This is a genomic window from Arthrobacter sp. ov118 (assembly GCF_900116495.1).
Classification (GTDB): domain Bacteria; phylum Actinomycetota; class Actinomycetes; order Actinomycetales; family Micrococcaceae; genus Arthrobacter.
The window spans coordinates 94,121-109,883 of the sequence record NZ_FPAY01000002.1; the positions used below are offsets into that span (position 1 = coordinate 94,121).

The 15,763-nt window shown below is 69.1% G+C and carries 13 protein-coding genes; 8 read left to right on the forward strand and 5 right to left on the reverse strand.

The features are described from left to right. Positions 1-19: 19 nt before the first annotated feature. A complete protein-coding gene (gene rsmD / locus BM372_RS05835; protein WP_090953145.1) occupies positions 20-601 on the forward strand; it encodes a 16S rRNA (guanine(966)-N(2))-methyltransferase RsmD in 582 nt (193 codons plus the stop codon). Positions 602-608: 7 nt separating this feature from the next. Here the strand turns inward: rsmD and BM372_RS05840 are convergent, their stop codons facing one another. Both BM372_RS05840 and BM372_RS05845 read right to left on the reverse strand, forming a co-directional pair. Then, on the reverse strand, positions 609-1,391 hold the full coding sequence (locus BM372_RS05840; RefSeq protein WP_177235910.1) for a spermidine synthase: 783 nt from the start codon (positions 1,389-1,391) through the stop codon (positions 609-611). A 2-nt stretch (positions 1,392-1,393) separates the two neighbouring features. Further along, positions 1,394-2,611, reverse strand: coding sequence for an aminotransferase class I/II-fold pyridoxal phosphate-dependent enzyme (locus BM372_RS05845; protein WP_090953147.1), 1,218 nt, complete (start codon positions 2,609-2,611; stop codon positions 1,394-1,396). Positions 2,612-2,659: 48 nt separating this feature from the next. Here BM372_RS05845 and coaD point away from each other — a divergent pair, with 48 nt between their 5' ends. The 5 genes from coaD (at position 2,660) to mutM (ending at position 5,839) form a co-directional block, all read left to right on the forward strand. Beyond that, positions 2,660-3,160, forward strand: a complete 501-nt coding sequence (gene coaD / locus BM372_RS05850; protein WP_090953149.1) for a pantetheine-phosphate adenylyltransferase — start codon at positions 2,660-2,662, stop codon at positions 3,158-3,160. Between the two features lie 175 nt (positions 3,161-3,335). Next, the gene (locus tag BM372_RS05855) at positions 3,336-3,860 is read left to right on the forward strand and encodes a YceD family protein (RefSeq protein WP_090953152.1); all 525 of its coding nucleotides are present in this window, start codon (positions 3,336-3,338) and stop codon (positions 3,858-3,860) included. 36 nt (positions 3,861-3,896) lie between these two features. Next, positions 3,897-4,100: a 50S ribosomal protein L32 gene (rpmF, locus tag BM372_RS05860; RefSeq protein ID WP_056738282.1), complete on the forward strand. Its 204-nt coding sequence runs from the start codon at positions 3,897-3,899 to the stop codon at positions 4,098-4,100. 20 nt (positions 4,101-4,120) lie between these two features. After that, positions 4,121-4,855, forward strand: coding sequence for a ribonuclease III (gene rnc, locus BM372_RS05865; RefSeq protein ID WP_090953154.1), 735 nt, complete (start codon positions 4,121-4,123; stop codon positions 4,853-4,855). Positions 4,856-4,864: 9 nt separating this feature from the next. Continuing rightward, on the forward strand, positions 4,865-5,839 hold the full coding sequence (gene mutM, locus BM372_RS05870; RefSeq protein WP_090953156.1) for a bifunctional DNA-formamidopyrimidine glycosylase/DNA-(apurinic or apyrimidinic site) lyase: 975 nt from the start codon (positions 4,865-4,867) through the stop codon (positions 5,837-5,839). On the opposite strand, the gene BM372_RS05875 is transcribed toward mutM, so the two are convergent. The 3 genes from BM372_RS05875 to BM372_RS05885 are packed head-to-tail and all read right to left on the reverse strand — an operon-like array spanning position 5,775 to position 10,512. After that, a complete protein-coding gene (locus tag BM372_RS05875; protein WP_090953735.1) occupies positions 5,775-6,812 on the reverse strand; it encodes an NAD-dependent epimerase/dehydratase family protein in 1,038 nt (345 codons plus the stop codon). The two genes, mutM and BM372_RS05875, sit on opposite strands and share 65 nt — an antisense overlap. Further along, positions 6,809-9,496: an alpha/beta fold hydrolase gene (locus BM372_RS05880; protein ID WP_090953158.1), complete on the reverse strand. Its 2,688-nt coding sequence runs from the start codon at positions 9,494-9,496 to the stop codon at positions 6,809-6,811. The genes BM372_RS05875 and BM372_RS05880 overlap by 4 nt, the downstream gene beginning before the upstream one ends. Beyond that, positions 9,490-10,512: a 3-oxoacyl-ACP synthase III gene (locus BM372_RS05885; protein ID WP_090953161.1), complete on the reverse strand. Its 1,023-nt coding sequence runs from the start codon at positions 10,510-10,512 to the stop codon at positions 9,490-9,492. Before BM372_RS05885 ends, BM372_RS05880 begins: the two co-directional genes overlap by 7 nt. 308 nt (positions 10,513-10,820) lie before the next feature. Here BM372_RS05885 and smc point away from each other — a divergent pair, with 308 nt between their 5' ends. Both smc and ftsY read left to right on the forward strand, forming a co-directional pair. Further along, positions 10,821-14,432 (forward strand): chromosome segregation protein SMC, encoded by a 3,612-nt coding sequence (gene smc / locus BM372_RS05890; RefSeq protein WP_177235911.1) that lies wholly within the window; start codon positions 10,821-10,823, stop codon positions 14,430-14,432. Between the two features lie 111 nt (positions 14,433-14,543). Further along, positions 14,544-15,752 (forward strand): signal recognition particle-docking protein FtsY, encoded by a 1,209-nt coding sequence (gene ftsY / locus BM372_RS05895; RefSeq protein ID WP_090953163.1) that lies wholly within the window; start codon positions 14,544-14,546, stop codon positions 15,750-15,752. Positions 15,753-15,763 lie beyond the last annotated feature (11 nt).

Sequence of the window (15,763 nt, forward strand, 5' to 3'; positions counted from 1 at the left end):
CACCCCAAGGGCACCTGCGGTGAGCCGGATCATTGCCGGAGCCGTCGGCGGCAGCCCCCTGGTCAGCGTGCCCGGAAACCTGACGCGGCCCACCACGGACCGGGTCAAGGAAGCATTGTTCTCCCGCCTGGACGCCTTCAACATCATTGCCGGGGCGCGGGTGCTGGACCTCTATGCCGGATCCGGCTCGCTGGGGGTGGAGAGCGGCAGCCGCGGCGCGGACACGGTGGACCTCGTCGAATTCGATGCCAAGGCCAGCGCCGTCTGCCAGCGGAACGCGGACTTGGTCAACACGGTGGCGGCCCGCAAGGTGGTCTCCGTGCACCGCTCAAAGGTCGAATCATTCCTGGAACGGACCGTCGACACAGTGCTTTGGGACCTGGTGTTCCTGGATCCGCCCTACCCCCTGGACGAGCCGGCCCTCGCCGCCGTGCTGGCAAAACTCGTGCCGCATTTGGACGAGGGAGCTGTGGTGGTGGTGGAGCGCTCGTCCCGGGCCCCCGAACCGACCTGGCCCGAGGGCATGGAACGGTTCGCCGAAAAGAAGTACGGGGAAACCCGGCTCTGGTTCGCCGAGCCGGGCGTAGAAGCCGGCGACTAGAGCCCGGCTAGTCCGAAAGCACGTCCAGCTCGACGCCGGCGAGGACCTTCGCCGGATGCGGACCGCGCGCGGTGAGCGCCGCCGTCCACACCTGCGGCCACCGGCCCTGCGTGCCGGCCAGGATGATGTTGCCGGGGTACCGGCCGGTGAACATCCCGGACTCTGCGAAGGCCGCGACGTCTGCCATGGCCCGGCGCATGGCCGCGACCTGGCTGCGGACCAGGGTCAGCCCGGGTTCGTCGCCCACGTTGACTATCAAGACCCCGCGCGGCGTAAGCCTTGCCGCCGCCTCCCGGTAGAACCCGGTGCACGCGATGTGTTCCGGCGCCTCCGGGCCGGAGAAGATGTCCAGGATCACGACGTCGAAGCGCAGTTCCGCCGGAAGTTCCGCGAGGGCGTGGCGGGCATCGTCGATCACCGTGCTCAACCGCGTACCTTCCGGCAGGGGCAGCTGCGCCAGCACGAAGTCCAGCAGTTCCCGCTCCAGCTCCACCGCGTACTGGATCGAACCGGGCCGGGTGGCCTGGATGTAGCGGGCCAGGGTCAAGGCTCCTGCGCCCAAGTGGAGCGCCGTGATCGGCTCGCCCCACGGAGCGGCGAGGTCCACCACATGCCCGATCCGGCGCAGATATTCATAGAAGATGTCCGCCGGATCGGCCAGGTTCACATGGGACTGCTCCGCGCCGCCGATGCTCAGCACGAAGCCGCCGTCGGTGAAAGGATCCGGTTCAATTGCGGCATGCTGTCCGGTGGTCCGCAGGAAACGCGAACTGCCGGGCTGCTCCGCCATCCTCAGAGCCTGTCGCGCAGGGTCGACAGCCGCTCGGCGGCCTCCTCCAGCACATGCATCTGCTTGCAGAACGCGAAGCGCAGCAGGCTGCGGGTACGCTCGGCGCCGTCGGCGTGGCAAAAGACCGGCACCGGGATGGCGGCTACCCCCACGAGTTCCGGAAGCCGCCGGGCCAGTTGGACAGAATCGGTGATTCCCAGCGGGGAGGTGTCCACGTTCACGAAGTACGTCCCCTGCGGCGTGAGGACGTCCAGGCCTGCAGCGCGGAGTCCCTCGCTGAGGATGTCGCGTTTGTACCGGAGCGTGTCGGCGATGCCGGTGTAGAACTCGTCCGGAAGGCCCAGCCCGACGGCGATCGCGGCCTGGAACGGCGTGCCGGAGCTGTAGCTCAGGAACTGCTTGACGGTCCTGGCGGCGGCCACGAGGTGCTCCGGGCCGGAGAGCCAGCCGATTTTCCAGCCGGTAAAGGAGAAGGTCTTGCCGGCGGAGGAAATGGTCAGGGTGCGTTCTGCCGCGCCGGGCAGGGTGGCCAGCGGGATGTGCTGCACGCCGAAGGTCAGGTGCTCGTACACTTCGTCCGTGATGATGACGGCGTCGTGCCGGGCGGCCAGGTCAACGATCCGCTGAAGCACGTCGCGCGGGAACACCGCACCCGTGGGGTTGTGCGGATTGTTGAGCAGCACCACCTTGGTGCGCGGACTGAAGGCCGCCTCCAGCGCGGCGCGGTCCGGCATGAAATCCGGGGCGAGGAGCGGGGCCGTGACATGTGTGGCGCCGGACAGGCCGATGATGGCGCCGTAGGAGTCGTAGAAAGGCTCGAAGGTGAGCACTTCGTCCCCGGGGCCGACCAGCGCTAGCAGCGAGGCGGCGATGGCCTCGGTGGCACCGGTGGTCACGATGACCTCTGTCTCGGGATCGGGAGCCAGGCCGTAGAACCGACGCTGGTGGAGGGAGATTGCCTCCCGCAACGGCAGGATGCCCTTGCCGGGCGCATACTGGTTCGCCCCGGCGGCGATGGCGGCTTGGGCGGCCTCCTTGATCTCCACGGGGCCGTCCTCGTCCGGGAAGCCCTGGCCGAGGTTGATGGCGCCCGTTCTGAGGGCCAGGGTGGTCATCTCCTCGAAGATAGTGACGCCCAGGGAACCGTCCGGGGAGAGCAGATTGGCGCCCGTCGCGGCGCGCTGCCACGGGAGCTGGGCAGGGGACTGCATTGCTGACATTCAGTCATGGTATCCCGGCCTGCGGCGCCAATACGGTAGGTTCGGAGCATGAGACGCGCCGTATGCCCTGGCTCCTTTGACCCCATTCACAACGGACACCTTGAGGTCATAGCGCGCGCCGCGGGCCTTTTCGACGAGGTAATCGTGGCCGTCTCCACGAATTACGCCAAGAAGTACCGCTTCAGCCTTGAGGAGCGGATCGACATGGCCAAAGAAACGTTCGCGTCGTTGCGCGGCATCGTGGTGGAACCGGTGGGGGAGGGCCTCCTGGCAGAGTACTGCCGGCAGCGCGGGGTGTCCGCGATCGTCAAGGGCCTGCGCTCGTCATCGGACTTCGACTACGAGCTGCCGATGGCCACCATGAACCGGCAGCTGACCGGCGTCGAGACGGTGTTCCTGCCCGCGGAGGGCCACTATCTGCACTTGTCATCCACCCTCATCAAAGAGGTCTTCAGCCTCGGCGGGGATGTTTCGGACTTTGTGCCCCGGTCCGTCCTCAAGCGCCTGGCTCCGGACGTGCCGGTCCAAAACCGTCCGCGCAAAGGGTAAGCTTGACCGGTACTCGGCGCCTGACGCCGGATGCGCGGCCCTTTCCGGGGCTGGTTTGCAGCGAGATGCTGCGGACCGGTTTGTCGGTTTGAGTCCGTCCGGAAGTTCAGGCTAAGATAGTACGTCGGTCATATGTTCAACAGGAGTTCTCATTAAACGAGATGCTAGTTCGCCCCTGGCGTTCGACGTCAAGGACCTCGGACGCAGTCCGGGAAGCATGCGGACGCTGAAGGAACATGTACCCGCGCCAAGTGATCTTGGTGTGGCGCTCATTGGCGTGCAGGAAGGCTCGGATGTCGAGCTGGACCTGCGGCTCGAGGCCGTACACGAAGGAATTCTGGTATCAGGAACCGCGTTCGTCGAAGTAACTGGCGAATGCGGCCGATGCCTGGATCCCCTTGCGTATGACCAAGAGGTCAGTGTGCAAGAACTTTTCTTCTACGAGGACGCTGCGTTCTCGGACGGAGAAGACGAAGAAGAGCAACGTCGAGTCGAGCACGATCTAATCGATCTTGAGCCGGTGTTGCGGGACGCAGTGGTAACCACACTGCCGTTCCAGCCGGTGTGCCGGGAAGACTGCCAGGGCCTTTGCTCCGAATGCGGAGCACGCCTGGAAGACGAGCCGGGGCATCACCACGAGGTCGTAGATCCTCGTTGGGCCGCCCTGGCTGACTTGGCTAAGCCTGACCGGCAAAACTGATTTGTAAGTGTTGGACTAGAGAGAAATGAGTTAGCCGTGGCTGTTCCCAAGCGGAAAATGTCTCGCTCGAATACCCGCGCCCGCCGCTCCCAGTGGAAGGCAACTGCCCCCCACCTGGTGAAGACCGTAGAGAACGGCCAGGTTGTGTACAGCCTGCCGCACCAGGCAAAGGTCGTTACCGACTCGGCTGGCACTGCGCTGTTCCTTGAGTACAAGGGCCGCAAGGTCGCGGACGTCTAATCCGCCAACAGGCTGAAAAGATGTCTTCAACTGAAGAGCTTCTGAAGCGTCTCGGTGTCACTATTGACGCCGGGACGCTTCGTCTTGCTCTGACACACCGTTCCTACGCCTACGAAAACGGCGGCATTCCCACCAACGAACGGCTTGAGTTCCTCGGCGACTCCATCCTGGGATTCTCCGTGACCGACGCGCTGTACCGTGACAACCCCACGTTGCCCGAAGGCGATCTGGCCAAGCGCCGTTCCGCCGTCGTCAGCACTCGGGCGCTGGCGGGCATTGGCCGCAGCATCGGACTGGGCGACTACATTTACCTCGGGCAGGGCGAGAAGCTCACCGAAGGCAAGAACAAGGCCTCCATTCTGGCGGACACCATGGAGGCGCTGATCGGCGCCACCTACCTGTCCAACGACATCGAGACGGCCCGGCAGCTGGTTATGCGGCTGGTCGGTCCGCTGTTGAAGGACGCCGCAGCCTTGGGCGCGGGAACCGACTGGAAAACCAGTATCCAGGAGCTCGCGGCCAGCCGGCAGCTCGGTACCATCAACTACGCGGTGGAGGGCTCCGGACCGGACCACGCCCGGACCTTCGAGGCGGTGCTGCGGATTGGCGGCACGGACTACGGCACCGGCACCGGCAACTCCAAGAAGGAAGCCGAACAGGAAGCCGCCGCCGATGCCTGGCGCCGGCTGACCGCCCCGGCCGCCGAGACCCAGACCGCCGGGTCCCAGGCTTCCGACACCCAGACCGGCAGCTAGGCTGCGGCCTTGCCTGAACTGCCCGAAGTTGAGGTGGTCCGGCGCGGACTCGTGAGCTGGGTGCGGGGCCGGACCATCACCTCAGTCGACGTGCTGGACCCGCGCTCCCTGCGGCGGCACGCCCTGGGACCGGAGGACTTCGCCGGCAACCTGGAAGGCGCCAGGGTCCTGGATGTGGTCCGCCGCGGCAAATTCCTGTGGATGCCGCTCGCGGACACACCCGGAGACCCTGCACCGCACAACCAGGCCCCCCACAACCCGGCCCCCGCCGTCGCCCTCATGGCCCACCTGGGCATGTCGGGGCAGCTGCTCATGCAGGACGCGCGCGTTCCGGACGAAAAGCACCTGAAGGTCCGGCTTCGGCTTAGCGCCGCCGGGGACATGCCCGAGCAGCTGCGGTTCGTGGACCAGCGCATCTTCGGCGGCCTGTTCCTGACCTCGCTGATCCCCACGGACGACGGCGGCCCGGGCGGCCTTGCCGAGACGCCGCTGCCGCTGATCGCCGAGGAAGCCTCGCACATTGCCCGGGACCCGCTGGACCCGCATTTTTCCTTCGATGCCTTCTACCGGCGCCTGCGGGCCCGGAAGACCGGGCTCAAGCGGGCGCTGCTGGACCAGGGCCTGGTCTCCGGGATCGGCAACATCTACGCGGACGAGGCGCTCTGGAAGGCGCAGCTGCACTACGCCCGGCCCACGGACACTCTGCGCCGGGCCGAGGCCCTGCGGGTACTCGACGCCGCCCGCGATGTCATGACGGATGCCTTGGCCGCCGGCGGGACGAGCTTCGATTCGCTGTACGTCAACGTCAACGGCGCCTCGGGGTATTTCGAGCGCTCCCTGAACGCCTACGGCCGGGAGGGCCTTCCGTGCAGGCGCTGCGCCGCCGCCGGCCGCGTCAGCCCGCTCTTGCGCGAACAGTTTATGAACCGTTCGTCCTACACCTGCCCCGTCTGCCAGCCCCGGCCCAGGAACGGCCGCTGGTAACGGGAGTCCTGACGTAATATTCCGCCAGCTTCGCCAGGCCCTCGTCAAGCGAGACTGCCGGGGTCCAGTTGAGGAGATTGCGGGTTTCGCGCTGGTCGAACCAGTGGGCGGTGGAGAGCTGCTCAGCGAGGAACCGGGTCATCGGCGGCTCCTCTGCCCGGCCGGCCCGGGACCAGAGCCTTTCCACCACCGATCCTGCCGCCCGCGCGAACCTGCCGGGCACCGACCACGACGGTGCCGGGACGCCGGCCGCGGCGCAGATGCCCGCCAGCAGCTCCCCGACCGGGCGGGGTTCGCCGTTTGTGACGACGAGGGGCCGGCCGTGGATGTGCTCCATGCGGTGCAGCGCGGCGACGATGGCCGAGGCGGCGTTGTCCACGTAGGTGGTGTCGATCAGCGCCGCCCCGGCGTCGAGCAGCGGCAGGCGGCCGCGGCTGGCACGGTCCAGCACCCGTTCCACCAGCTGCGTGTCGCCAGGGCCCCAGACGATATGCGGGCGCACTGCCGCGACGCGGAATTCCGGCGAGTCCGCGGCCAGCGCCAGCAGTTCGGCCTCGGCCTTGGTGCGGGAGTAGTCGCCGTGCGCGCGGGCCGGGTCCGCCGGCTCGGCGCCCAGTCCGGCGATGGCGCCCCCGGAGTAGGCGACGGACGGGGAAGAGACGAACACCAGGTCCCGCACGCCGGCCGCGCGGGCGGCACGGAGCAAACGGCGGGTGCCTTCGACATTCACCTCGTCGAAATCCGCGGCACGGCCGGTGAAGGAGACTTTCGCGGCCAGGTGGATGACGCCCTCGGCGCCGGCGACGGCGCGCCGGACGGCGTCGTCATCCGCCAGGGACCCGGCGAAGTCCGCGGCGCCGGCCACTCCCGAGGGACGGCGCTGGAACGTGGTGACGGCGTGGCCCTGCCGCACCAGCAGTCCGGCTACATCACGGCCGAGCAGGCCGCTCGCGCCGGTGACCAGGACCCTCACGGCGTGCCCGCGCGGCCGCCGGCCAGCACCGCCGCAGCCCACCGGGACAGGCGGGTCCTGTCGATTTTGGCGTTGTGGCGGATGTCGGTCGGCTGGGAGGGGACAGCGAGCACGGCGGAGATGCTGACGCCTGCCCGGCGGGCGGCGTCCCGTACGCGCCCGGCGAGCTGCGGCGCGGCCGGACCGGCCCGGCGGGCGGCAGGGACGGTCTCGACGACGGCGACCACGGCCTGCGTCCCGGCCGGGCCGACCCCAACGACGGCGGCCAGGCCGACGTCGTCCAGGCGTTCGATGGCCTGCTCGGCGCCTACGGGCGTGACCACGGCACCCGGCGCCGTCACGACGTGCGCGAGGCGTCCTTCCACCCAGAGCCGGCCGGCGGCATCGAAGTGCCCGACGTCGCCAGTGCGGTGCCATCCCGCCGTGCGGACGCTCTCGCGCTGGGTCAGCCAGAGCCTGTCGTAGGCTTCCTTCACATGCGGGGCGCTGACGAGGATCTCCCCGGTCACTCCCGCCTCCGTGACGGGCTCGTTCCCGGCCGCGGTGCCATCGGCGGCGAGTGGGATGACGGCCGCGCGGGCGCCGTGCACCGGCCGGCCCACGCATACGCCGTTGCCGGCCCCCGCGACGGTGCCGGCGGCGGCGTCGGCCTCCGCGGCGCGGATCTGTTCGAGGCTGATGTCGGTCACGGGCAGCGCCTCCGTCATCCCGTACGGCGTGTGCAGCGAGGCGCCGGGCAGCAGCCGCTGCACCTCCGTGAGGAGGGATTCGGGAACGGGGGCGCCGGCCGAGAGCAGCAGCTCCACGCGCCCCAAGGCCTCATGCCCCGCCCGGCCCAGGCCGCCCTGGGTCGCGACGACGTTGCGCAGCGCCGCGGGCGAGGCGAAGATCACCGTGGCGTCGATGGCGGCGGCGGCGTCCGCAAGCGCGGTGGCCGTGAGGGTGCGGGGCACGGTGACGTCCATGGCGGGCGTCACCGAGACTGCTCCGAGCGCCGGTCCCAGCAGGGCGAACGGCGCGAAGCCCGCCACCAAGCGTGCGCCCGGGCTGATCCCCAGCGTGGCGGACACGGTATCCCGCATCGCAGCAAGCTGCCGGTGCGTGTAGAGCACGCCCTTGGCGGGACCGGTGGAGCCGGAGGTGAAGAGCACGGCGGCGTCGGCATCCGGAGCCGGAGCCGTTTCTTCGAAGAGAAGCTCCGGACTCAGGCTGGCCCCGCGGCGGGCGAGGGCGGCGAGGGAGGTTTCGACGCCGAGGAGGCGGCGGCGGGCGGCCGGGAGGTCCCGCACACTGATGCGCCGTCCCGACCAGCCGAGTACCGAGGCGGCCGCCAGCGCCCTGTCGATTCCGATGAGAAAATCCGGGGTGGCGCCCTTCACGGCGCGGCTCAGGCCGCGGGTGCCGAGGCCGGCGTCGGCGACGACCACCACCGCGCCGAGCCGCAGGCAGGCGTAGAGGACCACTGTCAGGTCCACGCCCGGCGGAACCATCAGGCTCACCCGGCTGCCGTGCCCTACGCCTGCTTCCTGCAAACCCGCCGCGAGGGCGGCCACATTTTGTTCCAGCTCCTGCCAGCTAAGCGAGCGGGCGATGTTGCCGTCCGCCGCCATTTCCGCGACGGCGGTGTCCCCGGCGGCCGCTCCCGCCGCCAGCTCGGTGAGCGGCGCCCAAAGGGGCGGGACCCCAGTGCCGTGGATTTGAGTGCCGTGGTTCTCAGTGCCGTGGACTTCAGAGTCGTGCTCCAGCGGCTCGTCCTGGCCGAGCCCGGCAAGCCACTCGAAGACGGGAGCGGCGATGTCCCGGTCTTCCGCGACCAGGTGCCCGGCGCCCTCGAAGCGGTGTACTTTCGCGTGCGGCAGCCGGCCGATGAGGTCCTTGAGGTACCGGTCGGAAAAGATCGGGTCCCGCGGGCCCCAGAGCATCAGGGCCGGAACCGTCAGCCCGCGTAGGTCTTCGGCGAGGCGGTTGAGCGCCGGGAAGCTGGGATGGGACGCGTCGGCAGGAATGTCCGCGACGAAGTTCCCCACGCCGGCGCGGCGGTCGGCGCCCCGGTAGGGGGCCATGAAGGCGCTGCGGACATCAGTGGCCAGCGGCGGGTGGGCCAGGGAATGCGTCACCCGCAAGAAGGCGTCCGACGTCGTCGTTCCCCAGCGGTGCACGGCCGGGTGCAGGGCAAGCCGCAGCGCCGGCGGGATGGACGAGCCGGAGGGCTGATGGACGGCGGTGTTGGTCAGCACCACGCCGGCGAGCTGCTGCGGATGTGCCAGGGCCCAGCCGAGGCTGATCACGCCGCCCCAATCGTGGCCGACCGTGACGACGGGCCCGTCCAGACCGAGCGCGGCGGTGAGATCGGCCAGGTCATTGATCCGGTCCGCGAGGCGCCGGAACGTGCCGGTGCGTTCGGAGAACCCCATATCCAGCTGGTCCACCGCCACCACGCGCCACGGATGTGCGGGATCGGATCCGGCGGCCAGCAGGGTCCGCCAAAGGTAGGACCACGTCGGGTTGCCGTGCACGCAGAGCAGGGTGCCGGCGGGAGTCAGGCCGCGCCGAGCGAGCTGGGCACCGTTGTCGAGCAGATGCCAGCGGCGCACGGCTCCGGGCTCATCCGCGGCCGAGGTGGACGCCACATCGATTTCGCGCGACCATGCGGCGTCGACGCCGGGCCAGTCGGCGGCTACCAAACGATTTCCATCATGGCGGTGTTCAGGCCGGAACCGACGCCCATGCACAGCACGCGGTTCCCGGTTTCGAGGGTCTGGGCTTCAGCGGCGAGGGTCATGGGGAGCGAAGCCGGGCCCACATTGCCCCAATGCGGGAACGTGATCGGTACCTTGTCCGGGTCCAGGTCAATGGCGTCGATGATGGCCTGCGTATAGGCGTTGCTCACCTGATGTGTGACGTAGCGGTCCATCGAGCCCCAGTTCCACTCCGGCTGGGCCTCTTTCCACGCGTCCATCACGAGCTGCAGGCCGCCGTCGAGCAGGCCCCTGGTGTCGGTGGCCATGCCGTCGATGCCGCCCACGCACAATTCATGGTGCTCGGTGCCGGCCCGCATCACGCCGCCGACTATCCGGTGCGCGCCGGGATGCTGGTCCACCGGGCCCAGGACGGCCGCGGCGGCTCCGGAGCCCAGGGTGAGCGTGGCGAACTCGCGGTTGAAGTCCTCGCGGGTCGTCTCGGGCCGCTGCAGCCGGGCCAGGGTGGCCTCCTGCGTGGCCTGGGCATCCTCGCCGTTGACGATCATCGCGTACTTGATCTGGCCTGAGTCGATCATGTTGGCCGCCAGGGTCATCCCGTTGACGAATCCGAGGCAGGCGTTGGCGAGGTCGAAGTTCATGGCCGACGTCGGCAGGCTGAGTCCGTGGTGGATCTTCACCGCGACAGACGGTTCGAGGTTGCGCCGCGTCACCGACGTGTTGATCAGCAGGCCAACCTCGGACGCCTCGATGCCGGACTCGGCCAGGGCCTTCGCGCCCGCCTCGATGGCGGCGTCGTCGAATGACGTCCCGGGGGCCCACCAGCGCCGGTGCGTGATGCCGGCGACCCGTTCGAGCAGCTTCGGGGGGAACTTCAGCCGCCGGAGCGTCAGAGCCAGCCTGCGGTCGAAATCCGTGGAACTGACGATCGTCGGAGCTTCGACGCTGCTCACCGAAAGCAAGGCGGTGTTGCTGTACCGGAATGTCGCGTTCCCTATCAATTCAAGCCCCTGTTCATGTCTGTCCTGAGCTTCTGCGGTTGACTGCCCCGGTCAAGCACAGGCTCAAGAGCTTAACTATGCCCGTTACACGCCACTTTCCGCATATGCCGCCCGCGGCATCAGCGGCGGCGTCGCAGGGGTACTGCGCAGAATTGTCACAACTCCGCAGTAGATTGTATGTATCCGGGGCCGTCCCGAACACCCGGGCCACAGCCTTTCATCGATACAGCCTTTCATCGATACCGCCTTTCATCGAAGCCTTTCATCGAACAGACCCCCAGCCCGCCGAGCAGGAGACCCGAAACACCTTGCACCTCAAAAGCCTGACCGTCCGGGGATTCAAGTCGTTCGCCTCGGCAACGACATTTGAATTCGAACCAGGCGTCACCGCCGTGGTCGGCCCCAACGGTTCGGGCAAATCCAACGTGGTGGACGCGCTGGCCTGGGTCATGGGCGAACAGGGCGCCAAAACCCTCCGCGGCGGCAAGATGGAGGACGTGATCTTCGCGGGCACCTCCGGCAGGCCGCCCCTGGGCCGCGCTCACGTCTCCCTGACGATCGACAACAGCGACGGCGCCCTGCCGATCGAATACAGCGAGGTGACAATCTCGCGCACCCTGTTCCGGACCGGCGGCTCGGAGTACGCCATCAACGGCGCTGGCTGCCGGCTGCTGGACATCCAGGAGTTGCTCTCCGATTCGGGCTTGGGCCGCGAGATGCACGTCATCGTCGGCCAGGGCCAGCTGGACAAAGTCCTGCACGCCACCCCGGAGGACCGGCGCGGTTTCATCGAGGAGGCCGCCGGCATCCTCAAGCACCGCCGCCGCAAGGAAAAGACCGTCCGCAAACTCGAAGCCATGCAGGCCAACCTGTCCCGGCTCAGCGACCTCACCGGCGAAATCCGCCGCCAGCTCACGCCGCTGGGAAAACAAGCGGAAGTGGCCCGGCGCGCCCAGAGCGTCCAGTTCGAGGTCCGGGACGCCCGGTCGCGGCTCCTGGCCGACGACCTCGTCCAACTGCAGTCCGCGCTGGCCCAGGATGTCGCGGATGAATCGGCGCTCAAGGCGCGCCGCGGCGTCGTCGAACGCGACCTCGAAACCGGACGGCACCGCCAGGCCACCCTCGAACAACTCGCCGCCGAGGCCACGCCCAAGCTGAACGCCGCCCGGGAGAACTGGTACGCGCTCTCCACAGGGCGCGAACGGTTCCGGTCCCTCGGCTCGCTCGCCGAGGAACGCCGCCGGCTGCTCGGCGCCGCCGACGCGGTTCCGGACACCGGCCGGGACCCTGACCAGCTGGAGAAGCAGGCCGCCCGCGTCCGCGACGAACAGGCCGGGCTGGAACGGCAGATCGTGGACCGGACCCAGGCGCTGGACGCCGCCACCGCCGCCAAGCAGGACGCCGAACAGGCCGCCGCCGCAGAGGACAAGCGGCTGGCCGCCCTGCTGCGGGCCGCCGCGGACCGGCGCGAGGGCCTGGCGAAGCTCGCGGGACAGGTGGGCGCGGCGCGGTCCCGGGTGGAGTCTGCGCAGGCCGAACTCGGACGCCTCCGCGAATCCCAAAAGGCCGGCGAGGAGCGCCGGCGTCAGGCGCAGAGCGAATTCTCCGCGCTCGAGTCGCAGGCGGCAGGCGTGGAAGACGGAGAAGAATCGCTCGACGCCGAGTATGAGGCGGCCAGCGCAAACCTGGACGCCGTCCTCGCCGCGATTGACGAGCTGGAAGCGGCCGAGCGCGAGGGCGAGCGGGAACGCGGCGCCCTCGTGGCCCGCCGCGACGCCCTCCAGCTCGGCCTGAACCGGAAGGACGGCTCCGGGCACGTGCTCGACGCGGCCTCCGGGGTCCTGGCCTCCGGCGTTCTGGGTGCCTTGGCCTCCATGATCACGGTCGAAGCCGGATTCGAGCCCGCCGTCGCCGCGGCGCTAGGCGCCGCCTCTGAAGCCGTCGTGGTCCGCGACCGGGAGACGGCCGCCGCTGCCGTGCAGCTGCTGCGCGATGACGACGCCGGACGCGCCGTGCTGCTGCTGGCCGACGCGGCCGCCGGCGCCCGGGGCGGAGCAGTCCCGGGCGGGCCTCCGCTTCCCGCGGGCGCGCGCTGGGCAGCGGAGCTGGTTTCCGTAACGGGACCGGACGCTGCCGGACTGCCGCTGCCGGCCCTGCTGGCCGGCGTCGCCGTCGTCGAGGACCTCGGATCGGCGGCGCAGCTGATCGCCGAACATCCCGGGCTCACCGCCGTGACCCTGGCGGGCGATGTCTTTACCGCGCTGACCGTGACCGGCGGCTCCGCCACGGCGCCCTCGCTGCTGGAAGTCCAGGCCGCCGTCGACGACGCCGCCGCCAAGCTGGCCGCCGTCGCTGCCGGGCTCGAACGCAACCGCTTCGCCCTCGCTGCCGCCCGGGCACGGCGCGCCGAAGCCGAGGACCGCGCGGAAGCAGCACTGGCGAAACTCCACGACTCGGACGCAAAGCTCGCGGCCGTCGCCGAACGGCTCGGCCATCTGAACTCGGTGCTGCGCAGTGCCGTCGGCGAAAGTGAGCGCCTCAACGCTTCCCTGGCCCGGGCCGAGGCCAACATCGTCAGCGAACAGGATGCACTCGAAGCAGTGGCCGCGCGGCTCGCCGCGGCCCAGGAAGCCCCGGCGGAGCAGGAACCCTCCCCGGAGCAGCGCGACGCTCTTGCCCTGGCCGCGTCGCTGGCGCGCACGGCCGAGATGGAGGCCCGGCTCGCGCTGCGCAGCGCCGAGGAACAACTCGCGGCCACGCGAAACCGGGCCGCCTCACTGGAACGCGCCGCCGCCACCGAGCGCCGCGCCCGCGAGGAAGCCGCGGAACGGGCCCGCCGCCGCGCGCTCCAGGCCCGCCGCGCCGGCGCCGTCGCTACGGCCGTGGAGCAAGTGACCCGGTTCATGGATGTGTCCGTGGAGCTGGCCCGACGGGAACGGGACAGCGCGGAGGAACGCCGGGAAGAGATGGAACGCGACCTTGCCGCGGTCCGCAGCGGCAACGACGCCCTGGCCCGCGAGCTGGCCGAACTCACCGACTCCGTGCACCGTGATGAGCTCGCCCGCGCCCAGCAGCGGCTGCGGATCGAAGCGCTGGAACTCAAGAGCGTCGAGGACCTCGGATTGACGGCCGACCAGCTCGTGGCTGACTACGGTCCGGACCAGCCCGTCCCGGTGCCGGCCGGTGCAGGGGAAGACAAGTGGGCCGCCCTGCGTGCTCCGGTGGACGAGGACGGCCGCGAGATTGTCGAGGGCAAGCCGTTCGTCCGTGAGGAACAGGAAAAGCGGCTCAGAAAGGCCGAACGCGACCTCGCGGCCCTCGGCAAAGTCAACCCGCTGGCGCTTGAGGAGTTTGCTGCGCTGGAGGAACGCCACCAGTTCCTCAGCACCCAGCTCGAAGACCTGAAATCCAGCCGCAAAGACCTGCTGGACATCATCAAGGAAGTCGACGAGCGCGTGCAGCGGGTCTTCGCCGAAGCCTTCGAGGACACCTCACGGCAATTCGTCCGGGTTTTCGCCCGGTTGTTCCCGGGCGGTGAAGGCCGGCTGGTCCTGACCGACCCCTCGGACATGCTCACTACCGGCATCGAGGTGGAGGCCCGGCCCGCCGGCAAGAAGATCAAGCGGCTCTCGCTGCTCTCCGGCGGCGAACGCTCCCTGACGGCGGTGGCCCTGCTGGTGGCCATCTTCAAGGCGCGGCCCTCGCCCTTCTACGTCATGGACGAGGTGGAGGCCGCGCTCGATGACACCAACCTGGGCCGGCTCATCACCATCTTCGAAGAGCTGCGTGAATCCAGCCAGCTGATCGTCATCACGCACCAGAAACGCACCATGGAAGTCGCCGACGCCCTGTACGGCGTGACCATGCGCGGCGACGGCGTCTCCACGGTCATCAGCCAGAGGCTGGGCGCGGAGGTCTGAGTCCGGAGGCCTGCGCCGCGGTTTCCCGGGCGGCGGTTTGAGCAGGACGATGCCCAGGCAGAACGAATGCGCTGGCCACAGCCCATTTGGGGTTTGTGAGAAGCTAGGGGAGTGAACGACATCCTCCCCATCATCCTGCCCATTCTCGCTGTCCTGGTGGTCCTCGGTGTGCTGATCCCGGTGCTCATGAGGAGCCGTAAGACCACCCGGAAGTATCTCGGCCCGCGTGACGAAAACGACCCCGTGCTGGGAGCCGGAACCCTTGTGGAGGACCGTCCGTCAACGGCGCCGGCCCCCGAACGGGCGGCACCGGGCGGCGTCGACCTCGACGGCCTGGAAACGGTCGAGGTGCCGGACGACGTCGCCGGCCTGGAAACCGTGCCGGTGGAGACCCCGCTGCCGGTGGCCGGCCGCCTCATCCGGCTGCGCGAGCGGCTGGTCAAGTCCAACAACATCCTGGGCAAGGGACTCCTGGCCCTGCTCTCGGCCGACAAGATCGATGACGACGTTTGGGACGAGGTCGAGGAGACCCTGCTGCTGGCCGACCTTGGCACCGAACCGACCATGCAGCTTGTGGACGCGCTCCGTGAACGCGTCAAGGTGATCGGCACGCGCTCGCCCGAGCACGTCAAGGCCTTGCTCCGCGAGGAACTCATCAAGCTCGTGGATCCCACCATGGACCGCAGCCTGAACGTTGACCGTCACGCGGACAAGCCCGCCGTCATGATGGTGGTCGGCGTCAACGGCGTCGGCAAGACCACCACCGTGGGCAAGCTGGCGCGCGTGCTGGTCGCCGAGGACAAGGACGTGCTGCTGGGCGCGGCCGACACGTTCCGCGCCGCCGCCGCCGAGCAGCTGGCTACCTGGGGCCAGCGCGTCGGCGTTCCCACCGTCAAGTCGGATATCGACGGCGCCGACCCGGCATCGGTGGCCTACGAGGCCGTCAAGGCCGGCATCGACCAGGAGGTCGACGTCGTCATGATCGACACCGCGGGACGCCTGCAGAACAAGGTGGGCCTGATGGACGAGCTCGGCAAGGTCAAGCGCGTCATCGAAAAGCTGGCCGAGGTGGATGAGGTCCTGCTGGTCCTGGACGCCACCACCGGACAGAACGGACTCAACCAGGCCCGGGTGTTCTCCGAGGTCGTCAACATCACCGGCATCGTCCTGACCAAGCTGGACGGCACCGCCAAGGGCGGCATCGTCGTCGCCATCCAGAAGTCCCTGGGCGTCCCGGTCAAGCTGATCGGGCTCGGCGAAGGCGCCGACGACCTCGCGCCGTTCGACGCCGAAAGCTTCGTGGACGCGCTGCTGAACTAGCCCTGCCGCAA

Excerpts from the sequence above, each read along its gene's own strand:
- BM372_RS05840 (WP_177235910.1), bottom strand. The coding sequence starts at position 1,391 with ATGGCGGAGCAGCCCGGCAGTTCGCGTTTCCTGCGGACCACCGGACAG.
- BM372_RS05845 (WP_090953147.1), bottom strand. The coding sequence starts at position 2,611 with ATGTCAGCAATGCAGTCCCCTGCCCAGCTCCCGTGGCAGCGCGCCGCG.
- coaD (WP_090953149.1), top strand. The coding sequence starts at position 2,660 with ATGAGACGCGCCGTATGCCCTGGCTCCTTTGACCCCATTCACAACGGA.
- rnc (WP_090953154.1), top strand. The coding sequence starts at position 4,121 with ATGTCTTCAACTGAAGAGCTTCTGAAGCGTCTCGGTGTCACTATTGAC.